At 29.5% G+C, this 18,641-nt stretch carries 15 protein-coding genes; 14 read left to right on the top strand and 1 reads right to left on the bottom strand.

The window, feature by feature from the left end; translation table 11 throughout:
- The first annotated feature begins 8 nt into the window (after positions 1-8).
- The 3 genes from AC2TY9_RS06355 to AC2TY9_RS06345 all read left to right on the top strand — a co-directional run bounded on the left by AC2TY9_RS06355 (position 9) and on the right by AC2TY9_RS06345 (position 4,313).
- Complete coding sequence (locus AC2TY9_RS06355) at positions 9-1,037, top strand: hypothetical protein (protein WP_489780113.1); 1,029 nt, start codon at positions 9-11, stop codon at positions 1,035-1,037.
- Positions 1,038-1,243: 206 nt separating this feature from the next.
- Entirely contained in the window at positions 1,244-2,896 is a 1,653-nt protein-coding gene (locus AC2TY9_RS06350; protein WP_489780112.1) for an acetolactate synthase large subunit, read from the top strand.
- Between the two features lie 25 nt (positions 2,897-2,921).
- Positions 2,922-4,313, top strand: coding sequence for an aldehyde dehydrogenase family protein (locus tag AC2TY9_RS06345; RefSeq protein ID WP_489780111.1), 1,392 nt, complete (start codon positions 2,922-2,924; stop codon positions 4,311-4,313).
- Positions 4,314-4,367: 54 nt separating this feature from the next.
- Here the strand turns inward: AC2TY9_RS06345 and AC2TY9_RS06340 are convergent, their stop codons facing one another.
- Positions 4,368-5,099: a response regulator transcription factor gene (locus AC2TY9_RS06340; RefSeq protein WP_489780110.1), complete on the bottom strand. Its 732-nt coding sequence runs from the start codon at positions 5,097-5,099 to the stop codon at positions 4,368-4,370.
- A 182-nt stretch (positions 5,100-5,281) separates the two neighbouring features.
- Between AC2TY9_RS06340 and AC2TY9_RS06335 the strand changes: the two genes are divergently transcribed.
- The 11 genes from AC2TY9_RS06335 (at position 5,282) to AC2TY9_RS06285 (ending at position 18,640) form a co-directional block, all read left to right on the top strand.
- Positions 5,282-6,475 (top strand): response regulator, encoded by a 1,194-nt coding sequence (locus tag AC2TY9_RS06335; protein ID WP_489780109.1) that lies wholly within the window; start codon positions 5,282-5,284, stop codon positions 6,473-6,475.
- A 25-nt stretch (positions 6,476-6,500) separates the two neighbouring features.
- A complete protein-coding gene (locus tag AC2TY9_RS06330; protein WP_489780108.1) occupies positions 6,501-8,972 on the top strand; it encodes a transporter substrate-binding domain-containing protein in 2,472 nt (823 codons plus the stop codon).
- Positions 8,973-9,062: 90 nt separating this feature from the next.
- Positions 9,063-10,784: a glutamate synthase-related protein gene (locus AC2TY9_RS06325; protein ID WP_489780107.1), complete on the top strand. Its 1,722-nt coding sequence runs from the start codon at positions 9,063-9,065 to the stop codon at positions 10,782-10,784.
- Between the two features lie 355 nt (positions 10,785-11,139).
- Positions 11,140-12,432, top strand: a complete 1,293-nt coding sequence (gabT, locus tag AC2TY9_RS06320; protein ID WP_489780106.1) for a 4-aminobutyrate--2-oxoglutarate transaminase — start codon at positions 11,140-11,142, stop codon at positions 12,430-12,432.
- A gap of 98 nt (positions 12,433-12,530) precedes the next feature.
- On the top strand, positions 12,531-13,553 hold the full coding sequence (locus tag AC2TY9_RS06315; protein WP_489780105.1) for a TRAP transporter substrate-binding protein: 1,023 nt from the start codon (positions 12,531-12,533) through the stop codon (positions 13,551-13,553).
- A 22-nt stretch (positions 13,554-13,575) separates the two neighbouring features.
- Positions 13,576-14,115, top strand: a complete 540-nt coding sequence (locus tag AC2TY9_RS06310) for a TRAP transporter small permease subunit (RefSeq protein WP_489780104.1) — start codon at positions 13,576-13,578, stop codon at positions 14,113-14,115.
- Entirely contained in the window at positions 14,108-15,436 is a 1,329-nt protein-coding gene (locus AC2TY9_RS06305; RefSeq protein WP_489780103.1) for a TRAP transporter large permease, read from the top strand. Before AC2TY9_RS06310 ends, AC2TY9_RS06305 begins: the two co-directional genes overlap by 8 nt.
- A gap of 33 nt (positions 15,437-15,469) precedes the next feature.
- Entirely contained in the window at positions 15,470-16,603 is a 1,134-nt protein-coding gene (locus AC2TY9_RS06300) for an iron-containing alcohol dehydrogenase (protein ID WP_489780102.1), read from the top strand.
- An 11-nt stretch (positions 16,604-16,614) separates the two neighbouring features.
- Entirely contained in the window at positions 16,615-17,064 is a 450-nt protein-coding gene (locus AC2TY9_RS06295) for a universal stress protein (RefSeq protein WP_489780101.1), read from the top strand.
- 89 nt (positions 17,065-17,153) lie between these two features.
- Positions 17,154-18,107, top strand: coding sequence for a multidrug resistance efflux transporter family protein (locus AC2TY9_RS06290; RefSeq protein ID WP_489780100.1), 954 nt, complete (start codon positions 17,154-17,156; stop codon positions 18,105-18,107).
- Positions 18,108-18,127: 20 nt separating this feature from the next.
- On the top strand, positions 18,128-18,640 hold the full coding sequence (locus AC2TY9_RS06285; protein ID WP_489780099.1) for a GNAT family N-acetyltransferase: 513 nt from the start codon (positions 18,128-18,130) through the stop codon (positions 18,638-18,640).
- Position 18,641: the final 1 nt, after the last annotated feature.

The raw sequence follows: 18,641 nt of genomic DNA, 5'->3' as shown, positions 1-18,641 counted from the left end.
ATGTTTTCTTGTATAAAAAAGTTTTTGTTGAGACCTTTGATTCTATTTTTAAAAATTTTGAGAAGTTATTAATAAAGCTGTTTTTACCTACTTTCATTATCTCTTTATTAAACTTTTCGTTTCCAGAACTAATCTCTATGAAATTTATTAATAATAGCAATATTTCTAATTTAGATATAAATCAATTACTTTTACCATCAATTGTTATATTTATTTTAATTATGACAAATATCTCTATTGCTGTAACAACACACCGTGTAGTAATACTTGGAATAGACTCTGTTCCAACTTTTGGTTCAGTTATTTTTGGATACAGAGAATTTAAAATGTTATTTAAGATTATTCAATATTCTATTATTATTGCAATACCTTTGGTTTTAGTTTCATTGATTCCAATTGTGGGAATTTTTATAGCAATATTTTTAAGTATTATTTTAATAAGTAGATTATCTTTAGTTTTTCCAGCATGCGCATGTGATGATAAATTTGGTTTTTTAAGTGCTTGGAGAGCAACAAATAGATACAAATTACTTACAATTGTTATGGTAATATTATTCCCTTTTGTTTTTTCATTTACAGTTGGTTTTGTTTACACAATAGCAATTGAATTTTTAGTTAAAATAGTAGGTCCATATTTATCATTTCTTTATTCAATCTTAGATGTATTTCTTACTGTTTTTTTTGTTTCTGCTTTGTCAAGTGTATATAATTTAGTAAATCCAAGACCCTTAAATAAAAGTTTAAAAGATATTGAACAAATAAAGAAAAAAATAGATATCTCTTCAATAAATAATAATCATTCAGTCACAATAGATGATAAATATAAAACTAGTTTTCAGTCTTTAAAAAAAGAACTATATGAACAGTATAAGGTGCATGGATTCACTGAAATAGTATATGATAGATCAAATTCGTGGATTTTAAAAAACCCCAAAGAAGAGATTCCATATATTTCTCTAAGATATGAAAATAATGAGTATCTTATATACGTAAAAAACAGTGTAAAACCAAAGTTGTCAATATTAAAAAAACCATAAGCAAATTATTTTTTCTTTATTATTACAAATATAAATTAAATGGTCATTTTAAACTTAATATAATATTAGAATTGCGATTGTGTCAATACTTCGCACTTAACAAAAAAAAGATATAAACTAGTAACATAATTGATAAACTTAACACTTGTTTAACTCAAAATGTGGGAAAATCCGATAATATTAATTAATTAAAAAATGGAGATAAAATGAACGCATCAGATTTATTTATTAAGGCGTTAGAAAATGAGGGTGTTGAATATATTTTTGGTATTCCCGGGGAAGAAAATCTAGACTTACTAGAAGCACTTAGGAAATCAGATCAAATCAAATTAATTTTAACAAGACATGAGCAAGGTGCAGGTTTTATGGCTGCAACTTATGGAAGACTAACAGGAAAAGTTGGTGTATGTGTTTCTACATTAGGACCAGGTGCAACAAACTTTGCTACAGCTGCAGCTTATGCACAACTTGGTGGTATGCCAATGATGATGATTACAGGACAAAAACCAATTAAAAAATCTAAACAAGGTAGATTCCAAATTGTAGATATCGTTGGTATGATGAAACCAATGACTAAATATGCTAAACAAGTTGTAAATGGAAATAATGTTCCATCTATGATTAGAGAAGCATTTAAAATTGCAACAACAGAAAGACCAGGTGCAGTTCATATTGAATTCCCTGAAGATATTTCAGCAGAAGAAGATGTAGATGATAATGTATATCCAGTACAAAAATTCAAATACCCATATGCTGAAAAATCTGCGATCTTAGATGCAGTTAGAATGATTGAAAAAGCAGAAAGACCATTATTATGTGTTGGTGGGGGTGCAAACAGAACAAGAATTGGAAATGCACTAACTGATTTTGTAAATGAAACTGGTATTCCATTTTTCTCTACTCAAATGGGTAAAGGTGTAATTGATGAAAACCATAAACTATGTTTAAGTACAGCTGCATTATCAAAAGATGATTTTCTTCACTGTGCAATTGAAAGAGCAGACTTAATTATCAATGTTGGTCACGATGTTATTGAGAAACCACCATTTTTTATGGAAAATGAAGAGGGAGCAACTAAAGTACTTCACGTAAACTTCTCTCCATCTGAAGTTGATGATACATATTTCCCACAAATGGACCTTTTAGGTGATATTGCAAAGAATATGGAACAAGTTACAAATGCAATTTCTAAACAAGAGCACTGGGATTTTGATTACTATATTAGACTTGCTGAAGAGATTAGAACTAGACTTTCTAAATATTTTGGTGATACTAGATTTCCTATCTTACCTCAAAAAGCAGTTAGAACAATCAGAGAGATTTTAGATGATGAAGATATCGTAACTTTAGATAATGGTGTATACAAAATCTGGTTTGCAAGAAACTATAGATGTGCAAAACCTAATACATTATTACTAGATAACGCACTTGCAACTATGGGTGCAGGACTTCCATCTGCAATGGCAGCAAAAATGGTTAATCCAGATAAAAAAGTAGTTGCAGTTTGTGGTGATGGTGGATTTATGATGAATGACCAAGAGCTAGAAACAGCTGTGAGATTAGGACTTGATTTAACTTGTATTATCTTAAATGACAATGCATATGGTATGATTAAATGGAAACAATCAGGTATGGGATTCGATAACTTTGGTCTTGATTTAGAAAATCCAGATTTCGTTAAATTTGCAGAAGCATTTGGAGCAAATGGATATAGACCAGAATCTTGTGAAGAATTTGCTGAAACTTTAGATAAATGTGTAAATAGTAAAGGTGTACACCTAATTGACCTTGCAGTTGATTATTCACTTAACCATACAATTTTAAATGAACTATTAGCAAAAAAAGCTTGTATGATATAATCAAATTTTTAAAAGAAGGAAATAAATGAGTACAATAGAAGTAACATCACCATTTGATGGTAAAGTAGTAGGAACTGTGCCTTTTACAGATGTAGAAGGTGTTGAAAAAGCAATTGATACTGCTTATGAAAAGTTTTTAGACAAAGATAATTGGATTCCTAAGCATAAAAGAATCGAAATCTTAGAAAACTTAATGAAAATTATGTCTTCTCAGGTTGAAGAACTAACTATCCTTTGTGCTTCTGAAGGTGGTAAACCTTACATGGATTCTAAAGTTGAAATTCAAAGAGCTATCAATGGTGTTAAGATTGCTATTGAGCAAATTGGTGCTATTGAAGGTCAAGAAATAGCTATGGGTCATACTGCTTCATCTGCAAACAGAATGGCTTATACTATGAAAGAACCTATTGGGGTTGTTGCTGCAATATCAGCATTTAACCACCCATTTAACTTAGCTATTCACCAAGTAATACCTGCTATTGCTGTTGGTTGTCCTGTTATTATCAGACCTGCTACACAAACTCCTATGTCTGCTGTTAAATTAGTTGAGTTATTAGCTGAAGCTGGTTTACCTGAGGGTTGGGCTCAAGCTGTTGTTTGTGACAGAGCTGGAGGAGAGTTATTAGTTACTTCACCTAAGACTGCTTTCTTTACATTTATTGGTTCTGGACCTGTTGGATGGTATTTAAATTCTAAGTCATCTCCTGGAACAAGAAGTGCTTTAGAGCATGGTGGAGTTGCTCCTGTTATTGTTGAGCCAGATGCAGACATTGATGCTATGATTCCTGATTTAGGAAAAGGTGGTTTCTATCATGCTGGTCAAGTTTGTGTATCAGTTCAAAGAATTTTTGTACACGAATCAATTGCTGATGATGTAGCTTCAAAACTAACAGATTATGCTAAGAACTTAGTTGTTGGAGATCAATTAGATCCAAAAACTGAGGTTGGTCCATTAATTAACCACAACGAAGTAAATAGAGTTGAAGAGTGGGTTAATGAAGCTGTTGAAAAAGGTGGAAAAATATTAACTGGTGGAAAAAGAATTTCTGATTCTTTATATGAGCCAACAGTTATTGTTAATCCATCTGACGATGCAATTATTTCACAAAAAGAAATTTTTGGACCTGTAGTTGTTGTTTATCCATACAAAACTTTAGATGAGGCTATTACTAGAGCTAATCAATTAGATGTTTCATTTCAAGCAGCAGTTTTCACTAAAAACATTGACACTGCATTAAAAGCTGTTAAGAAATTAAATGGTACTGCTGTTATGGTTAACGACCATACTGCATTTAGAGTTGACTGGATGCCATTTGGTGGTGCTAAAACTTCTGGTTTAGGTTTAGGTGGTATTCCTGATTCTATGAATGAAATGCAAAACCAAAAACTGATGGTTATTAAATCACCTTCACTTTAATATTAAAAGAAGAGTATATCTCTTCTTTTAATTAACTTACACTACTTAAAGCTTTTATACTTCGTGGGTATATCCCAAACCATAAATATTTTTAACATGCAAGCCGGGAACTTTTTTCCTTAATCTATATATTAAACTTTTTAAATGAGTAATATCAGGATTTAAATCAAACTCTTCAAACCAGATAGTATTTATAAGTTCATCAACTGTACAAATCTTTCCATTATTATTTAAAATAGTTTTTACAAACCTTATCTCATTTTTTGTTAGTTCAATGACCTTATCATTTTCTATTAATTTATTTTTATCTTTATCCCAAATCAAAGTTTCATTGATTCTGACAATATGTGTATCTTCATTTTGATTATTATGATAAATTTCATTACAAAGTTTAAACATATCATCTAAGAAAGTTGAATAATCAATTGGCTTTGTAAAGAATTGGTGAATTCCTAAATTTACTAAAGGAAGAAGATATTTAAACTCATTTCTAGCTGATAGTATTACAACTTTTTGATCTTTTTTTATTTTATACAAAGAATCAACTAATTCTATTCCATCAAAATTTGGCATTTTAATATCTGAAATCACTAAATCATAATAAGAGTTTGTTTCTTTAAAATACTCTTTGTATTTATTTAAAGCGTCCATTCCATCAACTGCAGTCTCTACTTTAGGGAAGATATCTTGAAGTAATTCAGTAAATTCTTTTCTAAAATCAGTATCATCTTCAACAAAAAGAATAACCATATTTCTAGTATATTTTTTTAATAAACCATAGTCCACTAAAACCCTTTTTTTCAATAGATAGTCAATAAAATTTAAAGAATTTATATTATCATTTTGTTACTTATATTAATGTATAAATCTGTTTATATTTTATATACTCTATACTCATCTATGAAACAATATGGTACTATTTGACTACTATTTGTTGTTATACTACTAAAAAAGAAAAAAGAATTATTATGATTGATAAACAAATTTTAAATAATATTAATGTACTTTACGCAGAAGATGAATCAATAATCCAAGAAGGGATAAAAGAAACCCTCACTCTTTTTGGGATAAATGTAATATGTGCTCAAAATGGTCAAGATGGATTAGAATTATTTAAAGAATATAATGAAAAAATAGATTTAATATTAACCGACATAAAAATGCCAAAACTTGATGGCCTTGGCATGATTGAAAAGATTAGAGAGATAAATAGAGATATCCCTATCATAATCACTACTGCACACCAAGAAACTAGCTACTTAATGCAATCAATTGAATTAAATATTGATGCTTATGTACTTAAACCTATAAATATTTATAAACTAGAAGAAACCTTAATAAAAGCTATAGAACCCTCTATTTTAAAACAAAAGCTTATAGAAAAAAATAAAAAACTAGAAATTGAAATAGCAAAAAATGAAGAGAAACAAAAAATCATGGAAGCCCAGTCAAGATTTGCAGCTATGGGTGAAATGATAAGCATGATAGCTCATCAATGGAGACAACCTCTTGCTTCAATTGGAACTGCTTCATTTAATCTAAAATACAAACTTCTTTCAGGAAAATTTGATTTAACTACAAAAGAAGGAAGAGAAGAACAAGCAGAATTTTTTACTACAAAACTTGATGAGATAGAGTTTTATGTTCAAAATCTAACTACAACTATTGATGATTTTAGAAATTTCTATAAAACAGATAAAACCCTTGTAAAAACATCAATTGATAAATCAATAAAAAGCAGTTTAAAGATTTTACAAAAAGACTTAGAAACCAATGATATTAAAATAAGATTAAATTTAGATAGTAAAAATACAATAAACATCTATGAGAATGAGATTACCCATGTATTTATCAATATCATAAAAAATGCCCAAGATAAATTTTTAGAAAATAAAATAGAAAATGCAGTTCTTGAAATTACTACAAAAGACTTAGATGATGGAGTTGAAATAGAGATTTATGACAATGGAGGGGCTTTTGAAAAAGATAATATAGATGTTATTTTTGAACCATATTTTTCAACAAAAAAAGAAAAAAATGGAACTGGTATTGGGCTTTATATGTCAAAGATAATAATTGAAAACAACCACAATGGGAAAATTAATGCAAAAAATATAAATGAAGGAGTATCTTTCAATATAATTTTGCAGAGTATGATATAATCATAAAAAAATTTGGAGTTAATTTTTGAGATTTGTTGTTTTAATATTATTAGTTTTAAATATCCTATGGGCAAATCAATCTATTCTTACTAAAGAAGAACAAGATTGGATTAAAAACAACACTCTTAAAGTTGGAATCACTGATTTATATCCCCTAAGCTACCTTACAAAAGACTATCAAAGAGCTGGATTTGCCAATGATATTTTAGCACTTATTATAAAAAAATTCCAAATAAAAAATAGAACCATTGATATTGACCAAGGTAATATTGAATTTGCTTTTGAAAATGGTGAAATTGATTTAATCCCATTAATAAATAACTCTAAAGTTGAAAATGATATAGGTGTATACTCTTCAGAAATTTTAGAGATCAAAAGAGTTTTATTTATAAGAAAAGAGCAAAATGATATAAATTCAATTGATGATTTAAAACACAAAAAAGTTGCCATTATAAATCAAGCAGGTAATATTTCTCATATTTCAACTAAATATCCCAACATTAAATTAATTGAAACAAAAAATATGGAAGAGTCTGTAAGCTTACTATTAGAAGGAAATGTTCAAGCATTAATCTCTTCACCAATTATTGTTCAGAAATATTTAGAAGATAATCTTCTAATTGGTTTAAAAGCTATGCCTTTAATTATTTTTGAACCTACAAATTTATATTACTTTACAAAAAAGAGTGAACCTGAACTTCAATCAATTATAGAAAAAGGTTTAAATCAAATAACAATAAAAGAAAGAAAAGAGTTGTTTGACAAATGGTTTTTAAAAGATTTAGCTGATTTACCATTAATATTTACAAAAGAAGAGAAAACCTATTTACAAAAAAAGAGCACTATTAATATGTGTGTTGATCCAGACTGGATGCCCTACGAAAAGATAGAAAACCATAAACATGTTGGTATTGTTGCAGATTATATGAAAGGGTTTCAAGAAAAGATTGGTGTTCCTTTAAAACTTATAGAAACAAAAAACTGGAGCCAATCTTTAGAATATGTTAAAAATAAGAAATGCGATATTTTAGCTTTAGTAATGGATACTCCAAAAAGAAGAGAATATATGAACTTTACTAAACCATATATAACTACTCCTTTGGTTTTAGTTACAAAACGAACTGTTGCTTTTATAAGTGACCTAAAAACCCTAAAAAATAAAAAAATTGGTATCCAAAGGGATTTTGCATATAACGATATTATTAGAGAAAACTACCCAAATATTCAAGTACTAGACCAAAATCACTTAAGAGATGGATTAAAAAAAGTTGAAAGGGGTGAACTTTTTGGTCAAGTTACAACACACTTAAATGTTGCATATGCTTTCCAAGAAGAGTTTTATGGAAGTTTACAAATCTCAGGTAAATTTGATGATGAATGGAGATTATCTGTAGGAGTTAGAAATGATGACCCTATTCTTCTAAGCATTTTTGAAAAACTTGTTAGTTCAATTAGTGATGAGACCACACAAAAAATTATGAACCATTGGGTATCAATAAAATTTGAAAAAGTTTTTGATTATCAACTTTTTTGGAAAATATTAGTATTTTTTGTTTTTGTTCTTTCTGTTATTTTATATACATATTTTTTACAAAGAAAATATATTAGAAAATTAACAAGAGTAAAAGATGAGATACAGATGTTAAATAGTACTTTAGAAAAAAAAGTACAAAGTAGAACTAGTGAACTTGAGCTTTCTAATAAAAAACTAAAAGATAAGACCCATGAACTTGAAGATTTAAATAGTACCTTAGATATTAAGATAAAAAAAGAGATTGATAATAGAAAAAAACAAGAACAGCTTTTAATCCAACAAAGTAAGCTTGCTGAAATGGGGGAGATGATCTCTATGATTGCTCACCAATGGAGACAACCACTAAGTGCTTTAAGTACAATTATTCAAAATATTCACCTTAGATATTCCCTTCAAAAATTAGATCAAGATTATCTAAATAAACAAATGGAATTAAGTAATGCATTAACAGATAAAATGTCTAAAACCATTGATGATTTTAGAAACTTCTTTGAACCAAATAAAGAGAAAAAGGCCTTTTCAATTAAGGATGCTATACAAAAAACAATATTCTTAATTGATGATAGTTTTAAAAGTAATAGTATAAAAATAGAATATCAAATTTTAGATGATGTTATTATGTATGGGTTTGAAAGTGAACTTTCACAAGTTTTATTAAATATTCTTACAAATTCAAAGGATGCTTTTTTAGAAAAAGATCTTCAAAACCCAAAGATTTTAATAAAAACTAAAAAAGTTCAAACCCATATAAAAATAATGATTTCTGATAATGCAGGTGGTATTAGTGAGTCAATTATTAATAAAGTCTTTGAACCTTACTTTACTACAAAAGAGAGTTATAATGGTACTGGCCTTGGATTATATATGAGTAAAATCATTATTGAACAAAATATGAAAGGTCAATTAAGTGTAAAAAACATTAAAAGTGGAGTTGAGTTTACAATTTATATACCGTTAAAATAACTTAACTTTATTTTTTTATCAAATAAAAAAACCACTTTTTGACTACTTTTTTAAGCAATAATTCTTGGATTAAATTTTCAGGAATTAAATATGCAAACATGGGTTTTAATTTTAGTTATCTTCACAATGATAATCTTTATGTGGTACATTCACGACAAATATGTACAAAGAAAACATCAAATATTAGTTAATTACCCAATAATTGGTAGGCTAAGGTTTGTTTTCCAAGAGTTTAGAGAACCATTTAGACAATACTTTGGTGATGAGAAATTTTATGAGTCTATGGATAAACTTGATTGGGTGTATAGTGCTTCTAGGGATAAAGTAAATTTTGCTTCTTTTTCCCCTGCTCAACCAATGCAAAAACCAAAGCTAATGTTAAAACATACAAATATTGTTTTAAATGATGATGAAGTTGAAAATAATTTCTCAGTTACCTTTGGAGAACAAAGAAAACAGCCATTTTATGCAAAGTCTATGATAGGAAGAGGTCCAATGAGTGATGGTTCTATTTCTCCTGAGGGAACTAGAGCTTTTGTTCTTGGTGCAAAAGAAGGAAATTTTCCTATAAATTCAGGTGAAGGTGGTTTAACTACAAACTTTTTTGTAAGTCATAATAATTATGATACAAGATATATGAAAGAGATAAAAGGTACACCTTTTGAAGAAAAAATATTCAAAACTTGTAAAGTCTTATTTAATACCCCTGTAGCAATAGACTTTTATAGAAAAATAGTTTTTAGAAAAGATCCCTTAGCTGATACATATGTTTTTAATAAAGATAAAGAGTGCTTTTATAGACCAAATTGGGATGCACCTTTAGATGTTTTCCCTAAAAATGTTCCCGATGATATACCTGATATTATTTTACAAATAAGTTCTGGTTTTTATGGAGTTAGAGACAAAGAGGGTAATTTTGATATTGAACGGTATAAAAAGCAAATGAGCTTTTGTCGTATGACTGAGATTAAAATTGCTCAAGGTGCAAAACAAACTGGTGGTAAGCTAATTGCTTCAAAGGTAACTCCTACTATTGCTTATTATAGAAATATAGAACCAAATAAAGATGCCTTCTCTCCAAATAGATTCCCTTATGCAAAATCATATGAAGAACTTTTTGATTTTATAGGAGAGCTTCAAGAAGCTTCTTCTAAACCTGTAGGAATTAAAATAGTAATCTCAGATAATGATAATATAGTGCCTATTGCTAAAGAGATAAAAAGAAGAATTGATTTAAATCTTCCATATCCTGATTATATCTCTATTGATGGGGGAAGTGGAGGAAGTGCTACTGCTCCACTTGATATGATGGAAAGAATTGGGATGGATATTAGAGATGCCATTTATTTAGTTGATAAAGTGTTAAAAGAATATAAAGTCAGAGATAAAGTAAAAATTAGTGCTAGTGGTAAAATATTAACTCCTGATGATGTAATTATCACTTTATGTCTTGGTGCTGATTTTATACAAATAGCAAGAGGTTTTATGATGAGTGCTGGGTGTATTAGAGCTAGATATTGTTCAGGAGCTAGTAAACACCAATGTCCAGTTGGACTAGCAACTCAAGATATTAAAAAAAGAAAACACTATTTTGTAAAGAAACATTCAGATTATATAAAAAACTACCATAACAATATTCTAAAGAGTATGAAAAGTTTATTAGCAGTTATGGGATTAAAAAATATAAATGAGTTAAATAAAGAGAAGTTAATCTTTTTAGATAGAGACTCTATTATTCATGATGATATCCAAAGTGTTTTCGAAAGAAGAGTTTTCAACAATAAACAAAGTAATAGTAGCCCAATAAACTAAGGGCTACTTTTAAATTCACCACTTTCACCTATTTCTATAAGTAACCACAACTGTCTATTATTTGGTACTTTGTATAGTTTTTAAACTATTAAAAACACCATTTTTTTAAGCATTTTAAAAAGATAAAAAAAGTGTTTAAATGGTTACTTTTTCACTACTCTTTTCCGTAATAATTAAGTAACTGAAATGTTCATATACAAAATTTAGAACATATAGTTACGTAATTTTCATGAACTCTTTTAGACATAAAGTTTAATAAAAGCATATATAAACTTTTGGATGAAAATGTATCATTTAGAAAATAAAACAAGCATAAAAGATAAATTTATTATAAGGGAAAAAAATGGTTACTCCTATGAAAAAAACGGTTAACAAAGATTTGCAAGAAAGAAAAAACAAAGTTTTTGCAAGAGGGCAAGGAAATGCTTATTCAAATTTTGTTAAAGAAGCTAAAAATGCAGAAGTATGGGATATTGAGGGGAATAGATTTATTGACTTCGGTTCTGGAATAGCAGTGTGTAATACAGGACACTCACATCCAAAAATTATTGAAGCTGTAAAAAATCAAATTGAGAATTTTTCTCATACATGTGTTATGGTTAACCCATATGAAGTTGCTGTTGAGTTAGCAGAAAAATTAACTGCCTTGGCTCCTGGTGAAAGTGATAAGAAAGCTATTTTTGTAACAACTGGTGCAGAAGCTGTTGAAAACTGTGTAAAAATTGCCAGAGCTCATACTGGAAGAAGAGGTGTAATTGCTTTTAATGGTGGTTTTCATGGTAGAACTAATATGACTATGGCTCTTACAGGAAAAACTATGCCTTATAAAAAAGGATTTGGACCATTTCCTGCTGAGATATATCACTTACCATATCCAACACAATTTAATGGTACTAGCGTTAAAGATACATTAACTGCATTAAAAAACCTATTTAAAGTAGATATTTTACCTGAAGATGTTGCTGCAATTATTATTGAACCAATTCAAGGTGAAGGTGGGTTCTACCAAACTCCAGTAGAACTATTACAAGAACTAAGAAGAATTTGTGATGAAAATGGAATTGTATTAATCATTGATGAGATTCAAACAGGATTTGCTAGAACAGGAAAAATGTTCAATATTGAATATGCTGGAATTGAACCAGATTTAATGACTATGGCAAAAGGTATAGCTGGTGGTTATCCATTATCAGCAGTAGTTGGAAAAACTGAAATTATGGATTCTCCAATCCCTGGTGGATTAGGTGGGACTTATGGTGGTTCTCCAGTTGGTTGTGCAGCAGGACTTGCGGTATTAGAGATTATTGAAGAGGAAGATTTAATCAATAGAGCAAATCAAATTGGAGATATTTTCAATAGAAGATTAAATGAACTAAAAGACAAATACCCAGCATTAATTTCAGATGTAAGAAATAAAGGAGCAATGATTGCTTTAGAACTTATGATTGATGGCGATATGGAAAATCCAAATGCAGAACTTACAAAAGCAATCACTGCAAAAGCAGCAGATTATGGATTAATTCTTTTAGCTTGTGGATTTAATGCAAATGTAATTAGATTCTTGCCTGCTTTAACTATGAGTGATGAAATAGTTAATGAAGGTATCGACAAATTTACTGAATTATTTGAAAGTTTAGTAGAAAATTAATTTAAATTAAAACAGGGGGTGTATTTCTTAAAAAATAAGAAACTTAAGTCTGCCAATTTAGGGTTAATTAAAAAATAAATTTAGGGAAGGAAAACAAAATGAAATTATTTTCAAGTATAAAGAAAAGTTTAATGGCAACTTCAATTGTTGCATTATTAGGTGTTATGGCACTTGTTGACACTGCATCTGCAGCTCAAAATTGGAGGTTCTCAAACCTTTACGGAAGAGGAACAGCATTTGGTGATTTATATCAACAATTAGCAAAAGATATTGAAAAAAATACAAATGGTGAAGTAAAAGTTCAAGTTCTATTCTCAGGTGAAGGTGTTGGAACTTCAGGACTTTTAGGTGCTACTAAATCTGGTCTTATTACTATGGCTGCGCCATTTCAATCAATGCATGCTGGTGAGTTACCTGCAGGTGTAGTTGAAATTGGTTTACCAGGTGGTACAGCAGATACTGATGATTTATATAAACTTTTCCATGAAGATGGTTGGGATAAAATTCTTAAAAAAGCGTACGGTTCTCAAGGTTTAGTATGGTTAGAACCATATATTCAACCACCAGTATATATTATTACTAAAAAACCAATTGAATCAATAGCTGATTTCCAAGGTTTAAAAATTAGAGCTCCTGGTGCATATGGTAAATTCTTAAGAAACTTAGGTGCTTCTCCTGTTTCATTAGCTTGGAGTGAGATTTATACAAGTTTAGCAACTGGTGTTATTGATGGTTCTATTGGTTCAAACATGATTGACCACAGAGATGGAAATCACGTAGAAGTTGCAAAATATATGTATAAATTACCATTAGCTGGTGCTCAAGTTTTACCAATCGTTGTAAATAGAGCAGCATGGAATAAATTAAGTGATGCAACGAAAAAAGGTGTATACGATGCAACTGTAGCTCACGCTAAAAATCAATTAACTATGTCTAAAAAATGGGAATCTGAAGCTGTTGCACAAATGGAAGCAAAAGGTCTTAAATGGTCTCCTGAACCTTCTGAAGCTGATAAAGAAGCTTGGAAAAAAGCAGGTGCTGGACTTTGGGATGAGTATTCTAAAAAAGATAAATACAGCAAAGAATTAATTGATGTATTAAAAAACAGACAAGCTAAGTAATCAAGTATTAATAGGCTTTATTATGTTAAAAAAACTCCTACAAAAATTTTGCATTACAATCGATACGATTATAATGTTGTTAGGAAAGGGGGCATCATTTTTGATGCCTGTCCTTGCCTTTATCGTGTCCTACGAAGTTGTTGCAAGATATTTATTTGATGCACCAACCATCTGGGCTTATGACTTATCCTTATTTCTATTTGGATATATAGCAGCTTTAGGAGGAGCTTATGCTCAACAAAAAAGATCACATATTAATGTGGATATTTTATATTTATTAGTTTCTCCTAAGGTTAAAAACATCTTCAACCTCATCTCTTTTTTACTAGGTGTATTTTTCCTAGTTGTTATTTTTAAAATGGGTTTATTAAAGTTTAATGAGGCTTTAGAGTTTGATTATAGAAGACAAAGTGAATGGGCACCTGTAATGTGGCACTTTTGGCTTATGCTTTGTGTTGCAAGTTCAGTATTTACCATGCAATTAATTAGAGATATTATTGATGAAGGTTATCAACTTTTTACAGGATTACCTTTAATTGAGAAGGATGTGCAAAATGATTAGTGTTGAATTATTAACTGTTGTTTTATTATTTTTTATTTTAATCTTCTTTGCACTTGGTGCACCTGTAGGTTTAGCGCTTGGTGGAATAGCCATGATGGTAGGTTATTTTACTTGGGGAGATGGAATTTTTAATGTAATTCCAACAACCGTTGAATCAACTTTTTTTAGTTTTATTTTATTAGCCATTCCATTATATATTTATATGGGGCAACTTTTAACCCATTCTGGTATTGGTGATGCAATGTTTAAAGCTAGCCAAATGATGATTGGAAGAATTAGAGGTTCACTAGCAATTAGTGTTGTATTTATTTGTTCTATGATTGGTGCTATGGTTGGTATTATTGGAGCTGGTATTATGAGTTCTGGTAGTATTGCTTTAAAACCTATGTTAGATGCAGGATACAACAAAAGACTTGCTCTTGGAACAATTATGGCTGGTGGGGCTTTAGGTATCTTAATTCCACCAAGTATTCCAATGATTATGTTTGCAGCTTCAACTCAAAACTCAGTTGGAAGAATGTTCTTAGGTGCTATGACACCTGCAGTGATAACAATTATTTTACTTATCACTTATATTGTAGTTAGTTCTATACTAAAACCAGAAAATGCTCCTCTTTTAAGTGAATCAAACCCTGGTTTACCAAAACTTAAAGGGAAAGAAAAACTTAGAGTGTTTAGAGATGGGTTCCTTTCTATTGGATTAATTTTTGTTGTACTTGGAAGTATTATTAGTGGTATAGCAACTCCAACTGAGTCAGGAGCTTTAGGTGTTGTAGGGGCTATTTTACTTGCAATCTTCTTTAAAAGATTTAAGTTAGAGATGATGAGAACTGTTGGACTTCAAACTGGGATTTTAGTTAGTGTTGCAATGTGGATTATTCTTGGAGCTTCAGTATTTAGTAACTTTCACTTACTAATGGGTATTCAAGGTATGATTGCAAACTTTACTGGTGGTTTAGATTTACCTCCTATTATGATTATTATTATGTTCCAATTAATAATGCTTTTCTTAGGTTTTATTATTGATGAATTTATTATTGTATTGATGTGTGCTCCATTGTTTACACCTATTGCTGTATCTTTAGGTTATGACCCAATTTGGTTTGGTGTTTTAATGATTATTAATATTTTAATTGCTGTACAAACTCCACCATATGGTTTTGCACTATTTTATTTAAAAGGTATTGCACCACCAGAAGTTGGAATGGGTGAGATTTATAAATCAGTAACTCCATTTATTTTAGTTAATTTAACAGTCCTAATTATTTGTATGATTTTTCCAGAGATTGTTCTTTGGCTTCCAAATAAAGTGATGGGCTAAAGATTATTTAAATAAATTTAAAAAAGGAAACAAATGGAATTTTCATATTTAAACCCTACCCAAATCGAATTTGGCCAAGGTAAAATTAGTAGTATCTCTTCACTGATTCCAAAAGATAATAAAGTATTATTTATATATGGTGGAGGAAGTATAAAAAAAAATGGAGTGTATGACCAAGTAATTAACGCTTTAGAGGGATACAATTATTTTGAATTTAGTGGAATTGAACCAAACCCAACAAAAGAGACTCTTGATAAAGCAATAAAACTTGCAAAAGATGAAGATGTCGATTTTATCTTAGCTGTTGGTGGAGGTTCTGTTATTGATGGAGCAAAGTATGTTGCACACTCTTATTATTATGAAGGTGATGGATGGGATATTTTAGAAGGTAAATATATCTCTCAAAAAGCTTTACCAATAGGAGCAGTTGTAACACTTGCTGCAACTGGAAGTGAATCAAATACAGGCTCTGTTATTACAAAAGCCCAAACAAAAGAAAAAAGATTTTTTAGATCTGTTCATTCTTTTCCAAAGTTTGCGGTTATGGATCCTAGTGTATTAAAAAGTTTAGATGATAGACAAATTAAAAATGGTCTTGTGGATGCCTTTGTTCATACTTGTGAACAATATTTAACTTATAAACAAGGGATGATGGCACAAGACAATTATGCTGAAGGTATATTAAGAGGTCTTATCACTTTAGCTAATAGTGTTGATGATAGAGATGACTTATGGTATGCAAACCTTTTATGGTTAGCAAATCAAGCATTTAATGGTCTTATTGGTGCTGGGGTTACTCAAGATTGGGCTACACACTATATTGGACATGAACTAACTGGATTATACGGGATAGATCATGCAAGAACCCTTGCTATTATTCAACCAAATCTATTTAGAGTATTAAAAGAGAACAAAGCTGAAAAACTATTACAAATGGGTGAAAATGTATTTAGAGTAGATACAACTGACCCTGATGTAATTATCAATAAAATAGAAGCTTTATACAAGTCTTTAGATATAGATTTAAAAATCTCTGATTATACAGATGATAAAGAAGTAAAAGAGAAAGTGATTCCATTACTTATAAAACACGGATTTAGTAAACTTGGTGAAAACCAAATTGTGAATACTAATGTTGTAGAAAAAATTCTAGATAGATCTATCTAAAAGGACTAATTATGTTTAAAAATATTTTGGTACCACTTCATCTTGATTATACGGAAAATCATGAAAAACTTTTTGCTGGAGCATTAGAGGTTTTAGAAGGTACAGAGGGGAAACTATCTTTATTGTATGTAAACGAGAATAGAGGCCATGGTTCACTTTACCCAATTTTAGATGAAGAGAACGAAAAGCATTATAACCACGATGCATATATTGAGCTAAAAAAAATTGCAAAAAAGCATAAACTTCCAGAAGACAAAATCTCTTTTAATATTAGAGATGGTTCTGCCCATAGGGAGATTCTTGAAGAAGCAAGAAGAATAAAAGCTGATGCAATTGTAATGATGGCTACGAAACCAGGACTTGGAAGCTATTTTATTAGTAGTACACCTGAAAGAGTAATAAGACACGCAAACTGTTCAGTTTTTGCAATTAGACTAACTGATTATCAAAGTAATAAATAGAAGCTTATAAATAATTGATAAGTAATAATTTAGAGTCATAGAGGAGATAATTCCTTTATGACTTTTCAAATACAGTTTTAGGATAAATATTGAGCAAAATTAAAAAATATGAACATTCTCCCACATCTTTACTTTTTATTGGATTATTATCCTCATTATTTTTTACCGTAACTTTTATAATAAATAGATCAATCTCCCTTGATGGAGGGCACTGGTTTTATTCTGGTGGTTTAAGACTTATATATGCAATTATATTTTTCACTTTTGGATTTATAGTTTTTAAAGGTATGTCATATTTTAAATTAATCATAAAAGAGTATTTAGAAAACTTTTTATTTTGGACAGTTGCTGGTAGTATAGGATTTGGAGGTTTTTATTCTTTACTTTGTTATTCTGCTTCTTTTTCTCCTGCATGGATTGTGGCTACAACATGGCAGGTTACAATAATATCATCTTTATTTGTTTTAACTTTTTTTGGTAAAAAATTATCAAAAAAAATATGGTTTTTTACCATATTTATTTTTGCTGGAATTGTTTTAGTAAATTTAAGTCACTTTGATAGTAGTAATTTAGAAGCTCTTTTATTAGGCTCTGTTCCTGTGCTTATAGCATCATTTTGTTATCCAATAGGAAATCAAATGGTATGGGAAGAAAAGAAAAAAAGAAAAGAAGAAGAAAAAGACTTTATGGTAATAAACAATAGTTTTGTAAAAGTATTTTTACTTGTTTTAGGAAGTACCCCTTTTTGGGTAGTCCTTTATTTTTTATCTGACCCTGTAGCACCTAATACTTCTCAATATATTAGTGTTGCTATTATAACAATAATATCAGGGATATTAGCTACCTCTCTTTTTTTATATGCTAGGTCTCATGCTACAAGTTCAACTACATTAATGATTGTAGATTCAACACAATCAAGTCAAGTTTTTTTTGCCTTAAGTGGAGAAATGATTTTTTTAAATGCATCATTTCCAAATACTTTAGGACTAATCGGAATTGCAATAACTTTTATAGGGCTACTTGCAATATCTAGGTCTAAATAATTTAAAGTAAGGATTATAAAGTGACAAAGCTAATTTCTACCAAAAATCCAGATTATAATTTACAAATAGCAACAAATGAAGATGTAGAATTGATTGTAACTTTTATGAAAAAACTTGGTAAATATCAAAAAATGGAAGATGCAATAACAGCAACCCCAGAACGCATAAAAAGATTATTAGATGAAAAATTAGGGGAAGCAATTTTTGGTATTTATAAAAAAGAAATAGTTTCTTTCGCATATTTTCATCAAAAAAGTTCTGCTTTTTCTGGTCGAAAAGGACTATATATCGATGCATTTTTTATAGATGAGGATGTAAGAGGTAATGGTTTAGGAGAGATTATGTTTCATTATCTTTCAAAATATTCTATAGATATAGGTTGTGAATATCTAGAATGGGCTTGTTTAAATTGGAATGAGTCAGCAATAAAATTTTATGAAAAAAAAGGAGCTTCTTGTATAGATAATTTAAGACTCTATCGATTATCTCCTGATGCTTTATCTTTAAATGCTAAAGATTTTGTATCAAACTAAA

It is taken from the genome of Arcobacter sp. ISO1, assembly GCF_058105185.1.
This window is presented reverse-complemented; position numbering and strand designations above follow the sequence as displayed.

Coding starts and splice junctions, on each gene's coding strand:
- AC2TY9_RS06350 (WP_489780112.1), top strand. CDS start 1,244: ATGAACGCATCAGATTTATTTATTAAGGCGTTAGAAAATGAGGGTGTT.
- AC2TY9_RS06345 (WP_489780111.1), top strand. CDS start 2,922: ATGAGTACAATAGAAGTAACATCACCATTTGATGGTAAAGTAGTAGGA.
- AC2TY9_RS06300 (WP_489780102.1), top strand. CDS start 15,470: ATGGAATTTTCATATTTAAACCCTACCCAAATCGAATTTGGCCAAGGT.
- AC2TY9_RS06310 (WP_489780104.1), top strand. CDS start 13,576: ATGTTAAAAAAACTCCTACAAAAATTTTGCATTACAATCGATACGATT.
- AC2TY9_RS06305 (WP_489780103.1), top strand. CDS start 14,108: ATGATTAGTGTTGAATTATTAACTGTTGTTTTATTATTTTTTATTTTA.
- AC2TY9_RS06315 (WP_489780105.1), top strand. CDS start 12,531: ATGAAATTATTTTCAAGTATAAAGAAAAGTTTAATGGCAACTTCAATT.
- AC2TY9_RS06335 (WP_489780109.1), top strand. CDS start 5,282: ATGATTGATAAACAAATTTTAAATAATATTAATGTACTTTACGCAGAA.
- gabT (WP_489780106.1), top strand. CDS start 11,140: ATGAAAAAAACGGTTAACAAAGATTTGCAAGAAAGAAAAAACAAAGTT.
- AC2TY9_RS06295 (WP_489780101.1), top strand. CDS start 16,615: ATGTTTAAAAATATTTTGGTACCACTTCATCTTGATTATACGGAAAAT.
- AC2TY9_RS06325 (WP_489780107.1), top strand. CDS start 9,063: ATGCAAACATGGGTTTTAATTTTAGTTATCTTCACAATGATAATCTTT.